General features: G+C 44.5%; 12 protein-coding genes. 1 reads left to right on the top strand and 11 read right to left on the bottom strand.

Features of this window, described 5'->3' with window-relative positions; all coding sequences use genetic code 11:
- Window positions 1-52: 52 nt before the first annotated feature.
- The 7 genes from BGK61_RS12710 to dapB form a co-directional block, all read right to left on the bottom strand.
- The gene (locus tag BGK61_RS12710) at window positions 53-445 is read right to left on the bottom strand and encodes a DUF3224 domain-containing protein (protein ID WP_014997946.1); all 393 of its coding nucleotides are present in this window, start codon (window positions 443-445) and stop codon (window positions 53-55) included.
- A 91-nt stretch (window positions 446-536) separates the two neighbouring features.
- On the bottom strand, window positions 537-1,076 hold the full coding sequence (locus tag BGK61_RS12715; RefSeq protein WP_014997945.1) for an NUDIX domain-containing protein: 540 nt from the start codon (window positions 1,074-1,076) through the stop codon (window positions 537-539).
- 9 nt (window positions 1,077-1,085) lie between these two features.
- A complete protein-coding gene (locus BGK61_RS12720) occupies window positions 1,086-2,936 on the bottom strand; it encodes a hypothetical protein (RefSeq protein ID WP_014997944.1) in 1,851 nt (616 codons plus the stop codon).
- Between the two features lie 220 nt (window positions 2,937-3,156).
- Entirely contained in the window at window positions 3,157-3,633 is a 477-nt protein-coding gene (gene greA, locus BGK61_RS12725) for a transcription elongation factor GreA (protein WP_014997943.1), read from the bottom strand.
- 116 nt (window positions 3,634-3,749) lie between these two features.
- On the bottom strand, window positions 3,750-6,971 hold the full coding sequence (carB, locus tag BGK61_RS12730) for a carbamoyl-phosphate synthase large subunit (RefSeq protein ID WP_076012434.1): 3,222 nt from the start codon (window positions 6,969-6,971) through the stop codon (window positions 3,750-3,752).
- A 13-nt stretch (window positions 6,972-6,984) separates the two neighbouring features.
- Window positions 6,985-8,115 carry a glutamine-hydrolyzing carbamoyl-phosphate synthase small subunit gene (carA, locus tag BGK61_RS12735; RefSeq protein WP_014997941.1) on the bottom strand — a complete coding sequence of 377 codons (1,131 nt, stop codon included), beginning with the start codon at window positions 8,113-8,115 and terminating at the stop codon, window positions 6,985-6,987.
- Window positions 8,116-8,486: 371 nt separating this feature from the next.
- Window positions 8,487-9,290, bottom strand: coding sequence for a 4-hydroxy-tetrahydrodipicolinate reductase (gene dapB / locus BGK61_RS12740; RefSeq protein WP_014997940.1), 804 nt, complete (start codon window positions 9,288-9,290; stop codon window positions 8,487-8,489).
- Window positions 9,291-9,606: 316 nt separating this feature from the next.
- Between dapB and BGK61_RS12745 the strand changes: the two genes are divergently transcribed.
- The gene (locus tag BGK61_RS12745; RefSeq protein ID WP_014997939.1) at window positions 9,607-10,290 is read left to right on the top strand and encodes a cytochrome b/b6 domain-containing protein; all 684 of its coding nucleotides are present in this window, start codon (window positions 9,607-9,609) and stop codon (window positions 10,288-10,290) included.
- A gap of 123 nt (window positions 10,291-10,413) precedes the next feature.
- On the opposite strand, the gene BGK61_RS12750 is transcribed toward BGK61_RS12745, so the two are convergent.
- From BGK61_RS12750 to BGK61_RS12765, 4 genes are all read right to left on the bottom strand, one after another.
- Window positions 10,414-12,318, bottom strand: a complete 1,905-nt coding sequence (locus BGK61_RS12750; RefSeq protein ID WP_076012435.1) for a propionyl-CoA synthetase — start codon at window positions 12,316-12,318, stop codon at window positions 10,414-10,416.
- A gap of 192 nt (window positions 12,319-12,510) precedes the next feature.
- Window positions 12,511-15,096: a bifunctional diguanylate cyclase/phosphodiesterase gene (locus tag BGK61_RS12755; RefSeq protein ID WP_076012436.1), complete on the bottom strand. Its 2,586-nt coding sequence runs from the start codon at window positions 15,094-15,096 to the stop codon at window positions 12,511-12,513.
- A gap of 490 nt (window positions 15,097-15,586) precedes the next feature.
- The gene (locus BGK61_RS12760) at window positions 15,587-16,072 is read right to left on the bottom strand and encodes a c-type cytochrome (RefSeq protein WP_076012437.1); all 486 of its coding nucleotides are present in this window, start codon (window positions 16,070-16,072) and stop codon (window positions 15,587-15,589) included.
- Between the two features lie 249 nt (window positions 16,073-16,321).
- The coding region (locus tag BGK61_RS12765) for an integrase core domain-containing protein (protein WP_157888796.1) at window positions 16,322-16,534 on the bottom strand (213 nt) is incomplete at its 5' end.

Consider the following 16,534-nt stretch of genomic DNA (forward strand, 5'->3'; position numbering starts at 1 on the left):
CGTTTTTTTTACTTACAGAAACAACCTTTGCAAACAAAGGCGTAATGGCTGTTTAGCGTGAGACGACTTCTATTATGTAATCCGCTTTTCCCGACTCACCTGATGTGAAGCTACCTCGAAGTAATTTGCCCGCCAATTCCCCTGTAGCCGCCCCGTCAATGGAAACGAATTCACTACTAGCGATACCGCTTTCGAATTTACCATCATGTTGAAAAGTAACGGTGCCACGCATGCCATCTACCACACCGATGAAAGTTTCAAACCCCGTAAACTTAGCTGACATCTGAGATTGATAGGACATCAAAAACTCGACGCTCGACTCACCACTCATATCACCAGTGTATGTTTGTTTTATGCTGGCGTGAGAAACCTTAATTCCCTCTGATCTTTCACTGAGAGTGTCTTCGTCCCATTGAGTAATGGTAAAACTTCCTTTGAACGCCATGAATATCTCTTTAAAAAATGAATAATAGTTAGGACTGTAAACCCTATCTTGTCAGAAAGAAAAAAACAGTTAGCAAATTGTAACAGGGTGTTTAAATAAACCCTTTTAACATGGCTAAACCCACTGCGTTACACGTGCTTGCGTCTTTTATCTCTCCGTTTATTATTTTCTCTTTTAATTCATCCAATTGAAGTGGTATGACCCGTAAATCTTCCTCTTCAATATCTAATTTTTGCTTGCCCTGTGTTAATCCTTTAGCTACGTAGATGTGATAACCCTGATTGCAAAAGCCATACGCTAAGTATTGAAAACCCACGTACTCCATCGTACTGGCAGTTAGCCCTGTTTCTTCCTTAAGTTCACCTTTTGCAAGTTCCATAGGATCGGCATCTGGGCTACTCTCCCAAGCGCCTTGAGGCAGCTCAAGCTGTCTCTCTTTTATGGTGTAGCGATATTGCTCGACCATGAAAACCGTATTACCTTCGATAGGTAAAATAATGGCAAAGTCCGGCTTTTCCACTACACCATAAATACCTTCGTTTCCGCTGCTGCGTCGTATTTTATCTTCTCTTACACGCAGCCATTTATTCTCGTAGACCACGTTTGAATCAAGCGTTTCAATTTCTGCCATGCTTTACCCTCACTCTTTGTCCTTTTCGTTTCGCAAAAAGCCTGCACTTTCCTCAGTTTCTTTAAGGGTAAGACGTTCGTCGGAATTTTGATTGAATGCACGAGTTTGTTGATTTACTTGATGAATGGTACTCGCATTGGCTAAGTCTGATTCATTGGTAATAGACGCGATGGTTTCTCTACCACGCAAGAACGCTTTGATTTCATCGACAATTTCCTTCAACTCTCCGTCGTTTTTATTCATTCCCATAACAAAGCGCGGCGCTTCCAAGTTGTTCATACCACTAGTGGCAAAAATCGACGTATTAATTCGACTAGTTATGATCCAAGGAGTAATACTGCTTCTTACCACAACATTTTCTGAGCGGGTGGAATCGTGAATTGCCATCCCTGTCGAAACTCTCGACTCGGTATAAGTACCTTCGGTTTTCATGTACATCAGCAAGGAGTTAAAGTTTAGCTCGCCCCAAAACATGTGAGAGGCATTGTTCAAAATACTGCCCGCCGCTCTGAAAGTAAGCCAGGCAAAGATCAACATGAGTAAATTGTTTACCATTGAAAAGGCATTGTTCAGCAGTGCGCTGTTATCTACACCGATGTTAATAACCAAGTGAAGAAGCTCAGCAAGCTGTACGCCGGATGAATAAAACAATACCGCTGCAGCAACCACTGCAACTTGTGCGATAGCACTTAACGTTACTTTAGCGCCTTTGGGTAAAGCCACCCCCTCACTGAGCGTTGGCTGAGTTTCTATCAGTAATTCCCCTTCAAAACTCCCCTTCCCTTCAGCCTGCTCTTTAAGCTTAGGAACAAAGTCTGCGTATATTCTGTTTGGGACTTCCTTGTAACGGCGATTGGCAAGCACGATGTTTTCTATATTGATAAAAATCTCATTGGGATGAACAGACTCTTGCATGTTTGCTCGAAATTCACTAACTTCGGTTTGTGGTGTCACTAAATCCATACGCTTTTTAAGTAGCGGAAACACAAGACCTATTACTACCCCAATACTTATAAACAAATACACGAAATTTAACCAAGCGCTAAAAAAGGCATGTTCTTCTGACCAGGTCTTAAGCTCATCGATATTGCTTCCTACTACGCCGTCAAGGAACACACCCGCACCTAGGGGAACGACGAGAGCCAAACCAATAATCACACCAATCGATAACCCACCTGCCTTGGCAAGTTGAGAGTTTCCTTCGTTGTGTATACCTTTTGCGGTGGATGTCCAATTGGCGACAAAATAGATAAGCAATACCAAAGAAAGAACAGGCATAACGACAATTTTCGCAACTTCGCCAGCAAACCCGTTGCTTACTAGAAAATAAACGATTGCGTAAGTAACTAACCCCACGATAAGAGTTGCCCCCATGGCCAAAATCTCTTGGGCAAGATGACGTAACGGATAAGGTAAGAAAACAAGCTTTGGAAAAATGCTGTGAACTAGACGCGCCAGCCACCCTTTTGGCTCTTCAAATGTCGTATTTCTTCTGCCCATGAGCATAGAATGTAAAGACTCTTTTGAATAAAGCAGAGATTTTTTTTCTGCCTGAGCAGCGTCCTGTTCAGATTTAGAAAAATTGTAGGCTAGTGAAGTGGGCACCGTTCGCCCCACAAAAAAGCGCATAAGCTGCAATATACCCACAGCGGTATGGCGTATACCGGATACGACTAAGATAAAGCCTACCGCAAGTAGTGTGTAGCCTTTTACTTTGTTCGCCTCAAATATCGCTGGTACAGTGAAAACAACATAAACCGCCAACAGTAATGTTAAAACACCGCCAAGTGTCCTAAGCGTCCCTTCTGTTTTAAATGGGTTCTTTATCCCTAACGTCTGGGAACCAAAATCATAAGCCATGATGCATCCTTTCGAAAACAAAAGGAAAAATCATACTTAGACATTACGACATGAGCAATCATTACTTAACGTCTGTCTATATGCACCATAAATCAGAAGATAAGCTATGGATAAAATGAGTTAATAATAAGTGGGAGCGTACAAGAGTAAAAAGAAAGAGAATAGCTGGAAAGTGTGGGGCTGGAGATAGCCAGCAGAAAGGCTCTGCTGGCTGGAGTAATTAAATATACTCTACTTCAATGATCTCTACTTCAACTGCGCCAGCAGGCGTTTGAATAGTAACCGTATCATCTAATTCTTTGCCGATTAAACCACGAGCAATAGGAGAATTTACCGAAATTAAGTTATTCTTAATATCAGCCTCATCATCGCCAACAATGCGATAGGTAGTTTCTTCCTCGGTATCGACATTGAGAATGGTCACCGTTGTGCCGAAAATTACCTTACCGGTATTTTCCATCTTAGTAACGTCGATAATCTGCGCATTCGATAGCTTGCCTTCAATATCTTGAATACGGCCTTCACAGAAGCTTTGCTGCTCACGGGCTGCGTGATATTCAGCGTTCTCTTTTAAGTCACCATGCTCACGTGCTTCGGCAATAGACTCGATAATACGTGGGCGTGTTTTGGTTTTTAGCTCATTTAATTCGTCACGCAGCATTTGAGCGCCGCGCGCTGTCATTGGATACTGACTCATGAATACGTCTCACTTAGCTAGTAATTTAAACAGAAAAGTGCGCCGCGAAGGCGCACTTTTTATTCGTTCACACAAATGTAATAGAGCTAGGATACCTCGTATCCTAGCGTATGTCATTAGTGTTTAAGTCTAGCGTGTAGTTCTTGAACTGACGCCACTTTGTTACGGTCATCAGCAGATTTTGCGCGAATTGTCGCAAACGCTGCATTCATCGTTGTGGTATACGTTACCTTGTTCACCAAGGCTTCACGACGAATGTAAACTGAATCGGTAATGGCTTGACGGCCTTCTGTTGTGTTAATCAAATACGCGTACTCGCCGTTTTTGATAGCATCAACAATATTAGGACGCCCTTCAGATAACTTGTTCACCACCGTGCTCATGATACCAGCATCGTATAACGCAGTGGCTGTACCACGGGTTGCTTCAATACTGAAGCCTGCGGCGACAAGTGCTTTAGCAAGCTCAATAATTTTTGGCTTATCAGTTTCACGTACAGAGATAAGCGCTTTACCTTGCTTAGGTAGCGGAGCTCCAGCACCCAAGTTTGCCTTGGCATACGCTTCTTCAAAGGTATCACCAACACCCATTACCTCACCGGTAGAGCGCATTTCTGGGCCTAACAGTGGGTCAACGCCTTGGAACTTAGCAAATGGAAGCACAACTTCTTTCACAGAGTAGAAAGGAGGAATTACTTCTTCGGTAACGCCCTGCTCAGCAAGGCTCACACCTGCCATCGCACGCGCTGCGACTTTAGCAAGAGGTACACCCGTTGCTTTAGACACAAACGGAACCGTGCGCGCTGCACGAGGGTTAACCTCGATTAGGTATACTTCGCCGTCTTTAATCGCAAACTGCGTATTCATCAGACCAACTACGCCAAGCTCAAGCGCCATTGCACGAACCTGCTCACGCATTACGTCTTGAATCTCTTTAGATAGAGAGTGCGGAGGCAGTGAACAGGCAGAGTCACCAGAGTGAACACCGGCTTGTTCGATATGTTCCATAATACCGCCAATCACAACCTCTTTACCGTCGCAGATAGCATCAATATCTACTTCGATTGCATCATCTAGGAAACGGTCTAACAACACTGGCGCGTCGTTTGACACTTTAACCGCTTCGTTTAGGTAACGCTTAAGGTCTTTAAGGTCATATACGATTTCCATCGCACGACCACCTAATACGTAACTGGGGCGAACAACCAGCGGGAAGCCAATTTCTTCGGCCATGGTGAGCGCTTGCTCAACATTCGTTACCGTAGCATTTGCCGGCTGCTTAAGGTTAAGCTTGTTCACCATTTGCTGGAAACGCTCACGGTCTTCAGCACGATCGATAGCCTCTGGTGACGTACCCATAATTGGAACGCCAGCAGCTTCTAGGGCGCGAGCAAGCTTCAGTGGTGTTTGACCACCATACTGCACGATAACGCCTTTTGGCTTTTCTTTTTCTACAATCTCAAGTACGTCTTCCAGCGTTACTGGTTCGAAGTACAGTCGATCTGAAGTATCGTAATCAGTAGACACTGTCTCAGGGTTACAGTTAACCATAATGGTCTCGTAACCGTCTTCACGCATTGAAAGCGCGGCGTGAACACAGCAGTAATCAAACTCGATACCTTGACCGATTCGGTTAGGACCACCGCCCAGTACCATAATCTTATCTTTGTCAGTTGGCGCTGCTTCACACTCTTCGTCATACGTTGAGTACATGTAAGCTGTACTGGTAGAGAACTCTGCGGCACAGGTGTCTACACGCTTATAGACAGGAGAGATTCCAAAACCACGGCGAGTTTCGCGAATATCGCTTTCCGCTACTTTGGTTAGCTCAGCAAGACGCGCATCTGAGAAGCCTTTACGCTTAAGTGCACGCATAAAGTCAGCATCAATACCCGGCAAACCAAGCTCTGCCACTTTAGCTTCAAGAAGGATAAGGTCTTCAAGCTGCACAAGGTACCAGCGGTCGATATTAGTAAGGTTAAATACTTCTTCAACTGTCATCCCCATACGGAATGCATCACCGATGTACCAAATGCGCTCTGCACCAGGTTGGCGAAGTTCGTATACTACCTTATTGCGCGATTCCGGATCTTCAAGGTCAACCATAGAGTTAAGGCCTGAAGCTCCCACTTCAAGACCGCGAAGGGCTTTTTGAAGTGACTCTTGCTGGTTACGGCCTATTGCCATCACTTCACCCACAGATTTCATCTGGGTAGTAAGACGGTCGTTTGCACCGGCGAACTTCTCGAAGTTAAAGCGTGGGATCTTAGTAACTACGTAATCGATAGATGGCTCGAACGACGCAGGCGTTAATCCACCTGTTATATCGTTAGCCAGTTCATCTAGTGTGTAACCTACCGCAAGTTTCGCTGCCACTTTAGCAATTGGGAAGCCTGTGGCTTTTGACGCTAGCGCAGATGAACGCGATACACGTGGGTTCATTTCGATAATAACCATACGACCAGTTTTAGGGTCAACACCGAACTGAACGTTTGAACCACCGGTTTCAACACCAATTTCACGCAGTACAGCCATTGCGGCATTACGCATTAGCTGGAATTCTTTGTCGGTCAGGGTTTGTGCAGGAGCGACGGTGATTGAATCACCCGTGTGCACACCCATTGGGTCGAAGTTTTCGATAGTACATACAATAATGCAGTTATCTGCTTTATCGCGTACTACTTCCATTTCGTACTCTTTCCAACCTAGTAGCGACTCATCGATTAGAAGTTCGTTAGTAGGAGAAAGGTCTAGACCGCGGGTACAAATTTCATTGAATTCATCAATGTTGTACGCAATACCACCGCCGGTTCCACCCATGGTGAAAGACGGACGAATGATACACGGGAAGCCAATACGGCTTAACACATCGTGCGCTTCATCCATGCTGTGCGCGATTTCCGCACGAGGACATTCAAGGCCGATGTTTTTCATTGCTTTGTCAAAGCGTTCGCGGTTTTCTGCTTTATCAATGGCATCTGCTGTTGCACCAATAAGCTCACAACCGAACTCTTCAAGTACGCCGTGCTTATCTAACTCTAGTGCGCAGTTAAGTGCAGTTTGTCCACCCATTGTAGGCAGGATGGCATCTGGACGTTCTTTTTCGATAATTTTGCGAACCACTTCCCAGTGAATAGGCTCGATGTAGGTTGCATCTGCCATTTCTGGGTCGGTCATGATGGTTGCTGGGTTAGAGTTAACCAAAATAACACGGTAGCCTTCTTCGCGAAGGGCTTTACACGCTTGAGCGCCTGAATAATCGAATTCACAAGCCTGGCCGATAACAATAGGGCCAGCGCCAATGATAAGAATACTTTGTATGTCGGTACGTTTTGGCATAGCGGGCTAATTCCTACTGCTTGTGTTGTTCAATAAGTTCGATGAAGTGGTCAAATAACGGTGCCGCTTCATGAGGACCTGGACTCGCTTCGGGGTGTCCCTGGAAGCTAAACGCAGGTTTGTCGGTGCGGTGAATACCCTGCAGCGACTTGTCGAACAACGAAATGTGAGTTACTTCTAGGTTATCTGGCAAGCTAGACTCATCAACGGCAAAACCGTGGTTTTGACTGGTGATCATAACTACATTGCGCTTAAGGTCTTTAACCGGGTGGTTTGCACCGTGGTGACCAAACTTCATCTTAACTGTCTTTGCACCGCTGGCAATTGCAAGTAATTGGTGGCCAAGACAGATACCGAATACCGGCACACCGGTGTCGACGATCGTTTTGATTGCTGTCACCGCATAGTCACATGGCTCAGGGTCGCCCGGACCATTCGACAAAAACACACCGTCAGGATTCATGGCTAATACGTCTTCTGCAGGCGTTTGCGCTGGTACTAGTGTAACTTTACAACCACGGTCAGCTAACATGCGAAGGATGTTGTTTTTAACGCCGTAATCATAAGCAACAACATGGTACTTTGTTTCACTTGGCGTAACGTAGCCTTTACCAAGTTCCCAACTACCTTCTGTCCATGTTTTCGGCTCAGTAATACTTACTACTTTTGCCAAATCCATGCCTTTAAGGCCTGGGAAAGCTTTTGCTTGCGCTAGTGCGCTAGACTCGTCTAATTCATCAGAGCAAATAATGCAGCCGTTTTGTGCACCTTTGTCTCGCAAGATACGCGTTAAGCGACGTGTATCAATGTCGGCAATACCCACAACGCCTTTCGCTTTAAGGTATTCAGACAAAGTTTGCTGTTGACGAAAGTTACTAGCAACAAGAGGTAGATCACGGATGATTAGACCTTTCGACCAGATTTTATCTGCTTCGACGTCTTCTTCGTTAGTGCCGGTGTTGCCAATGTGTGGATAAGTAAGGGTGATGAGTTGTTCAGCGTAGGATGGGTCGGTGAGAATTTCTTGATAGCCGGTCATGGAAGTATTAAAAACAACTTCCCCAACGGCGGAGCCTGTAGCGCCTATCGCCGTACCTTTAAAAACAGAACCATCCTCTAACACCAAAAGGGCAGAATTAGCCAAGTCAACCTCCAGATTAAGGATAACTATGTGTTTGTGCAGTTTTCTGCACAAACCCCACAAAAAACGGGAGTTATTGATGACAATACATCCCGTTTTACGATCTTTGCAGCTAATAAAACCGCACTCTTCAGCCTATTTTAAGGCTTCAGAATACGAAATTCTGGCAAATTCCGGCGAGTATACATTACTGACCGAAAATGGCAAATTTATTTGTAATAATTTACTAAAATAACGCTTATACCACCTTTTTTGCACAGAACCACCGAAAGTACGGCTTATTGCTCATTAAAAGTGCAACTTTAGTTTAACACTTTGATAACGCCCTAAAGTCAGCAAGCATTTAAGCTACAGCATGCTGACATCCAAAACGCCTACAGCTTTAAATCAAGTACATCAACCATGGAGTATAGACCAGGTTCTTTTCCATACAACCACTTTGCCGCGTGCACTGCACCTTTAGCGAAAGTAAGGCGACTTGACGCCTTGTGCGTAATCTCAAGACGCTCACCAATATCTGCAAATAAGGCGGTGTGCTCACCTACAATATCTCCAGCTCGAATGGTTGCAAAACCAATGGTACCTTGGTCGCGCTCAGGTTCTTTCCCTTTCCTGCCATAGACTGCACAAGTTTTTAAGTCACGACCTAATTCGTCGGCAATGGCTTCGCCAATAGCCATAGCGGTACCTGATGGCGCATCTTGCTTAAATCTATGATGCGCTTCTGTGATTTCGATGTCAGCTGTGTTACCTAGTACACTTGCAGCTTGTCGAACTAAGGAAAGCATAAGGTTTACACCAACGCTATAGTTCGCTGCAAATACAATAGGAATATGCTTTGCAGCTTCATCGAGTGCAGCTAGCTGCGCTTCGTTTAACCCAGTAGTACCAATAACCACAGGCATGTTGTTCTTTACACACCACGCAAGGTTACTTTCAATAACAGAAGGCAGGGTAAAGTCGATCATTACGTCTGCATCGTTGCCGCTTAAATCTGATAGCGCGGTGCAATCGACCTCTTTTTTACCAATGCCGGCAAGTTCACCGACATTAAGACCAACCCAAGGCGAGTCATCGCGCACTGTGGCAACGCTAAGCTCTGCGTCTTCACTTAAATCTAGCGCTTCAACCAAAACACGTCCCATGCGCCCATTGGCACCAAACAATCCTACTTTCATTTTTCGCTTTACACTTTTATTAACCTTCAACTATCAGGCATTTTGCCAAATGCCGACACTATTGCAATGTGAGATTCATATTAAATACGCATAATAAGGAACGGGTTAAATTTTAACTTTGTCGTGGCTGCTGTTTTTGCGCGTTTTTATCCGAGTTAGGGTTATGGTTAGGGTATATTAAATCAATGGGCATGGTGGACTGGGAGCTCGTTAAGATAAATAGAAGTTTTGTCCCGATGGGCTTACTTGTTTTATACAATGAGTTAAGCGACGCTATAGCAAATAATAATTCGATAATTTTTACGTGAAAATCACTATGCAAAAAACGCTTATATGGGATTTACCTACCCGCCTATTTCACTGGCTACTTGTTGCGAGCCTTTTTGCCCAATACGCAACGGTAGAATGGCTTGAAAACAAAGTTCAGTGGCATTTTTATATAGGGTACTTCACCCTATTTCTTGTGGTTTTCCGCATTTTATGGGGGGTATTTGGCACGCAACACGCCAAGTTCAGTAGTTTTGTCACTGGCCCTCAAACCGTTTTTAGCTATGTAAAAACCTTATTCAACAGACATTCTGAGCCTGCAATTGGCCATAATCCATTAGGCGGATGGTTTGTAATTGTTATGCTTGTGCTGGTTGCTGTCCAAGCCATATCTGGCCTGTTTATGACAGACGATATTTTTTTGGATGGCCCTTACCGCCAGTTAGTAGGCGAACAGACATTAGAGATAATGAATAGTCTACACCACCTAGCCTTTGATGTGCTGCTTTATGTAATTGCGCTTCATGTGGGTGCCGTCATTTTTTACAGCTTATATAAAAAGCAAAAATTAGTGCCTGCTATGGTGCATGGTAACAAGGTGACTAATACAGTGGGGATCACCGACTCTCGAATTTTTCGCGCTCTTATTGTGGCGCTGATCGCCGCGGCAGCAGTATATGTGGCCATTGAAGTATATCCGCCTGCTCCACAGGTAGATGAATATTACTACTAATATAATAGAGCACTGAATTAAACGCAGGTGCCAACTTAAGCGCGCTATGTTGGATGCGTCGCTATATATAAGAAAGGGGCTAACGCCCCTTTCTTTAATCTATTGCGAATTTCCCCTTTTACATTAAACGGTGGTGGGCTCGTTAACTAACCCCTTCTCTCGCATCAGCGACTCAATCTCCCTTACGCTTGATGGGTCGTCAATGGTTGAAGGTACAGCAACGGATTCGTTAGCAGCAATTTGGCGCAGCAGTTTTCTAAGTATTTTCCCCGACCGAGTTTTTGGCAAACGGTTCACAACTATGGCGCGTTTGAAGCATGCCACTGGCCCGATTTTATCGCGAACGCGTTGAATTAAATCTTGCTCTAACTCTTTCTCGTCAACGGTCACGCCATCTTTAAGTAACACTAACCCAACGGGTAATTGCCCTTTAAGCGCATCGTTGATCCCGATAACGCTGCATTCAGCAATAGCAGGATGGGCTGCCAGTACTTCTTCCATTTCACCGGTAGATAAACGATGCCCAGCTACATTTATAACGTCGTCGGTACGTCCCATAATAAATACATAGCCGTCATCGTCTACGTAGCCGTTATCGCCAGTGCTGTAGTACCCATCAAACTCTCGTAAATAACCATCAATGAACCGTTGATGGTCTTGCCAGATTGTCGTCAAACAGCCTGGGGGAAGCGGTAGCTTAATCGCAATAGCACCTTTTTCCCCCGTAGATTGCTCTACATCAGCACCTTGCAGCACTTTTACATTAAAGCCGGGAGTGGGGACACTTGACGAGCCTGGCTTGGTCTTCAATGGTTCAATGCCCATAGGGTTTGAGCAGATTGGCCAACCTGTCTCAGTTTGCCACCAATGATCGATAACAGGTACGCCAACCTTCTCGCTGGCCCAGTAGTAGGTAGGCGGGTCTAGACGCTCACCGGCCATAAACAGCGTGCGCAAACTCGACGTGTCATATTTAGAAAGGAATTCAGCGTCAGGATCGGCTTTTCGTATTGCACGGAACGCCGTAGGTGCGGCAAAAAGCACATTAACTCTGTGCGATTCAATCATGCGCCAAAACGCCCCAGCGTCAGGAGTACCGATAGGCTTTCCTTCATACAACACCGTGGTAGCCCCTTTTATTAGTGGACCGTAAACTATATAGGAATGCCCCACCACCCAACCAACGTCCGACGCTGCCCAAAATACATCATCTTCACTGATACCATAAATTGAGCCCATTGAATAATTTAGTGCAACGGCGTGCCCCCCGTTATCACGAACTACGCCTTTAGGTTTGCCCGTGGTGCCCGACGTGTAAAGTACGTAAAGAGGATCAGTTGCATCAACAGCAATAGCAGAAGCTGGTTCACTGGATTCAACCAGAGTTTGCCAATCATGATCGGTCTTGTCGTTCAATTCAGCAGTAAGTTGAGCACGTTGAAATAATACACACGCCTGTGGCTTGTGCTCTGCTATTGATATTGCTTCGTCGACAAGAGGCTTGTACGGTAAGAGTTTGCTGCCTTCGATACCGCAAGAAGCAGTAACAATAACGCTAGGCTTTGCATCATCAATTCGAACGGCAAGTTCATTTGCAGCAAAGCCGCCAAACACAACGGAATGCACTGCTCCCAACCGAGCACAAGCAAGCATTGCAATTGCAGCTTGCGGGATCATCGGCATGTAAATAATGACCCGGTCGCCTTTTGTTACGCCCAAGCGAGATAAGCCCCCGGCAAATTTAGCCACATCAGCAAGCAACTCATTGTAGGTAAATTGCTGAGTTGTTCGGGTGACCGGTGAGTCGTAAATAAGCGCAGTTTTGTCTCCGCGACCACGTTTAACATGATGGTCCAGCGCTAAATAACTGGTATTGAGTTGCCCGCCTCTAAACCAGTCATAGTACCCGTTTTCCGTTTGTTGGCATCCCTTTTGTGGTGCTTGAAACCACGCAATCTTACTTGCTTGTTCTAACCAAAACTCGTCGGGGTGTTCTATTGAGGTAACGTATTCATTCTTGTAAGTCATAACCATGTCCTGAGTAGGGTTTATCTTCACCCTACGACAGTTACAACCAGTCTGCGAATAAGACTTCAGGCGTAGATTCCCTAACAAATTGATTTACATAAATTTAAACATTGAGCAACACGAGGTGAAAGACGAAGTAAAACCTTTTGCGACAAGCGTATTTTCAAGACCAATTCTGTAAGCCATCTAATATCAACCCTCTTCCCCCTGCGGCTGAGCAATTTTCAGTCTCCAATCTTCTATACTCATAGGCTTATCTAGAAAATAGCCTTGAAATGCACTGCAACCACAAGCCTTAGCTTGATCTAGCTGTCCGGTAGTTTCTATACCCTCAGCCACAGTATTAAGGTGTAGCGCTTTAGCCATATTACAAATACTAGTGACTAATAAGGTCTTCTGCTGTGACCCCTCTATAGCTTCTATAAATACTCGGTCTACTTTCAGTTCAGTGATAGGCAAGTCTTGAAGGTAATTTAAATTTGAATCACCAATACCAAAGTCATCGATAGATAAGCTAAATCCGTGCTCTGCTAGCTCTCTCACGCGGCGTTGAATGATACTCACTCCTCGTATCAAAGCTCCCTCGGTAAGCTCTAGGGTCAATTCTTTATGGGGCACTCGCCACCTGTTTACGGTGGCCACAAACTTACTAACAAAGTCAGCGCGCGCTAGATGTTTAGCGCTAATATTCACCGACAATTTGGTCTTAATTTTCAGCGACTGGCATTCGCTTAACAGTTTGCACGCTTCGTTACACACCCATAACCCAAGTTCGGAGATAAAATCATTTTCTTCCGCGATAGGAATAAATTCAGCAGGATTGACCGAACCTAAATGAGGATGCTTCCATCTCAGTAAAACCTCTGAGCTTATTACGGTATTGTTTACATCGTATTGAGGCTGAAGTTCAACAAACAGTTCGTTATTGGAAATTGCTCTGCTAAGAGAGTGTTTTATGTAGTTGTATCTCTCAATGTCACTAGCATTAACATGGAAGTACTCATGCCCTGTAGGTAATGCAGATCGACTTTTCGTGTCTCTTAAGGGTTTTCTAGACAGTAACTCTTTTATCTTCTTAAACGAGAAGTGTTTAGTTGGGACCGTGCAACTAATAATTTGCGTTTCGATACTCAAGAGGCTGTTGTGCAGTGTTATTGGCGCTAAAACATGGTCGTGAATAAGGTTCGCACAGTCGCGAGCCGCATTCGACGATAGCACCTCTTCGCTGACGTATTGGTGAAGGTGGATGTAAAATGCGCCTCGTTCACACTTAAATACGCTGGCTGAATTACGTTGAGTGACTTCGAAAATCCGAATAAAGCGACTGGCTAAAATCCGAAGAATGTAGTCAATAGTTGGCTCACCGAATGCGTTTTCGTATTCTTTCACATTGCAGATGGCAACCCGCAAAAAGGTCGCGAATGGCTTAGATGACCTATCAACATGGGGGTTTTCACTAAGGTAACGCTCGAACTGATTTAAGTTTGGTAGGCCTGTCACCAAATCAGTTAACGCAAGTTGCTTATAATGATCAACCTCATGATTGTGAACGGTTACGTCACGCACCGTAGCTACGATCAGTTGCTGGTTGTGTACTGAGCACTTGGATAAATTAACCTCGCAAGCAATGCGTTTTCCATTTTTGTGGCGAAGACATTCGTTCACCGGACCTTTTTCACTACATAACGCTAATCCTTCTGCTAAGTTCAGAAAACAAGAAGGCACGTTACTGTTTTGCAATTTCGTGGAAATTAATTTTATATCCTGCCCTATCAACTCTTCGGGTTCGAAGCCCAGAATAGGATAGACGCGTTCGTTTGCTGTTAAAATGGTGCCATGCTCATCAATACTCAGCACTACACTATCAACATTATTCAGTAAGCTTGTGAGGTAGTCGCTGTAATTGTGTTGTGAATCAGATAGGCGTTGAATCTCCGTTTCATCCTGCACCGCTCCATATAGCCGGGTAAGCTTAATACCATTAAAAGCGCCTTGTTGAACCTGCAAGAACACCGTGAGTTTAATACTTCTTTTACGGCCTTGTTTGTCGTGGAAATCGAAATGCTTTACGAACTGCCGATCATTCCTAAGTGCTTTGAAAACTCGCTGCTTGAGGTTCTCTCTATCGCTAGGTTTTAGCAAGTCGAGTACATCGTGCAAACTGACATTTTTTACCCGAGGTAGGCCTATTAGCGCTTTCATCACCTCAGTGAGCGTAAGCACGCCAGAAAACCTATCGATCTCCCACGCTCCCACTTTAGAAATTGAACTCACTTCTTCTAACAAGGAAAGTTGTTCAGAAAGCTTGTCCGAATAGGGGTGGCGTGCTAATTCGTACTGATAATTAAGCTCGACTTTCTGGCGAGCAATATCAATTAATGTATGCTGCAAAGGGGTTAAAACGGACTGACGCACAAAAGTGAGTACAACCCCCATCACTTCATTTTGCATATCACGTACTGTGGCAACTACTACGTAACTTTCAGCATAGTGCACTAAAGAAGGGGGAAACGAAAATTCTTTACAAGGAATGGGAGCGCTTAAATTTGTCAGCGGAAGCATAAGCAGCACATGGGAAGGGAAAACAACACTTTGTGCTTCTAATGCTGAGTGGTTCTCGTCGCAAGAAACAACAGTTGCCCTACCATTATTTGGGTTTACCGAGGCAAGTAAAACGCACAGCGCCTCTGTTTTCGTCCGACTTTCATTGAGCAAAACAGAAATGTCCTGCTGTGTTGTACGCATGGTTGATAACATGCGTTCACTGCGTAAATCCATCTAAGCAAACCTTTTAATATCTCTTCGAATTCAGCACAAACGAAAGCGACACGACACTGTAAAGAAGAGAAGTCATGTCGTGCTTTTAATAGCTTAATGAATTTTGCTGCGTACACAGTCGACGAGTTGTTTTTATATTATCAAGTTAGAAACCGCTACCAATTAGGAATTCCAAGGGCAGTTTCCAACGATGAGGAGAAAAACGTCAACTATTCTTATTAACATAGCCAATGATTGTACAAATTTCCAGCAAAACCACCATATCACCTTAACGAAATTCAAGGTCTTTATATCTACGATTTCGCTGTTAAAGGTCTGGGATAGTAATTGGAAGGTCGCTTATCTGAGGCAGAATTAAAGGTACTGTAGTAGTACGCCTTAAATAAGTCTTCGAAGGTAAAGTGATATTAGTCAATAATTTGGGGTCAGCAAAAGGCACTATTGCCGACCCATGTTCAGAGTGTTTTATGGGTATAAAAACAGGCTCTGGTTAGTCTTTTTTATAGTCATCGTGACATGATTTACAGCTTGCGCCGATTTTACCAATAGCACCTCTATATGCGCTTTCATCACCGGCTTTAACAGCAGCTTGTAGGCCTTGTGCTGCCGTTTTAAGCGCCATCACCTTGCTTTCTACATCCGAGAAATTTTCCCAGATTTCATTTTTGGCGCCAGTTTCCACGTCATACTTACGGGTATCGACAGATAAGTAATCGCCCATCATGTCAGCGAGTTGTTCTAGACGTACGGCATTTGTTTCCATTACGCTTTCGTCAAAAGGTAACGCACCTTTCGCCATTCCACCTAATGGCCCCATATTGCTGCGGACCAATTGAAAAACAGCCTGACGGTATTGCGTCGCCGCGGCTGCATGCTTTTCTGATGTTGCTTCTGTCACCTCAGCAGCCAATACAGAGCCCGATAAGATTGCGCCTGCCGTGGCAGCTACCACTAGTGATTTACCTGAAAATTTCATGCCTGTTCCCTATTTGAGTAACTATTATTTTTCGGTTGTCGACAACTGAACAAGCGCAACATTGCGCTTCTCCACATCGTCTTAGATTTCTCAGGTTATCGTGACGAATAGTCGAGTGAAGCGCAAGATTTTTAGCGGTAAAAGTAAGTAAAGAAAAGACTAAGACCCCTTACTTGCTCTCTTTTAGCCGTCTAAATCAAACTGACCAACACAATGACTAGTCCTGAAATAGGTTGACACTTATTTCGGTTAAAACGCCCGATGTATTTCATCGGGCGTTTTGTATTTAAGGGCCAGATGTGGCCTCCTACCATTATAGATAGCTACTGACTCTGCAACCATCTTTCTCGCTTCTTCTAAATCTCTTGGCTTATGGAGTAAGTATTCATTTTTAAGAATACCGTTTATCCGCTCTGCAAGGGCGTTTTGATAGCAGTCGTAGCCATCTGTCATTGAGCACTG

The organism is Alteromonas abrolhosensis (assembly GCF_001953635.1).
In the GTDB taxonomy this organism is placed as follows: domain Bacteria; phylum Pseudomonadota; class Gammaproteobacteria; order Enterobacterales; family Alteromonadaceae; genus Alteromonas; species Alteromonas abrolhosensis.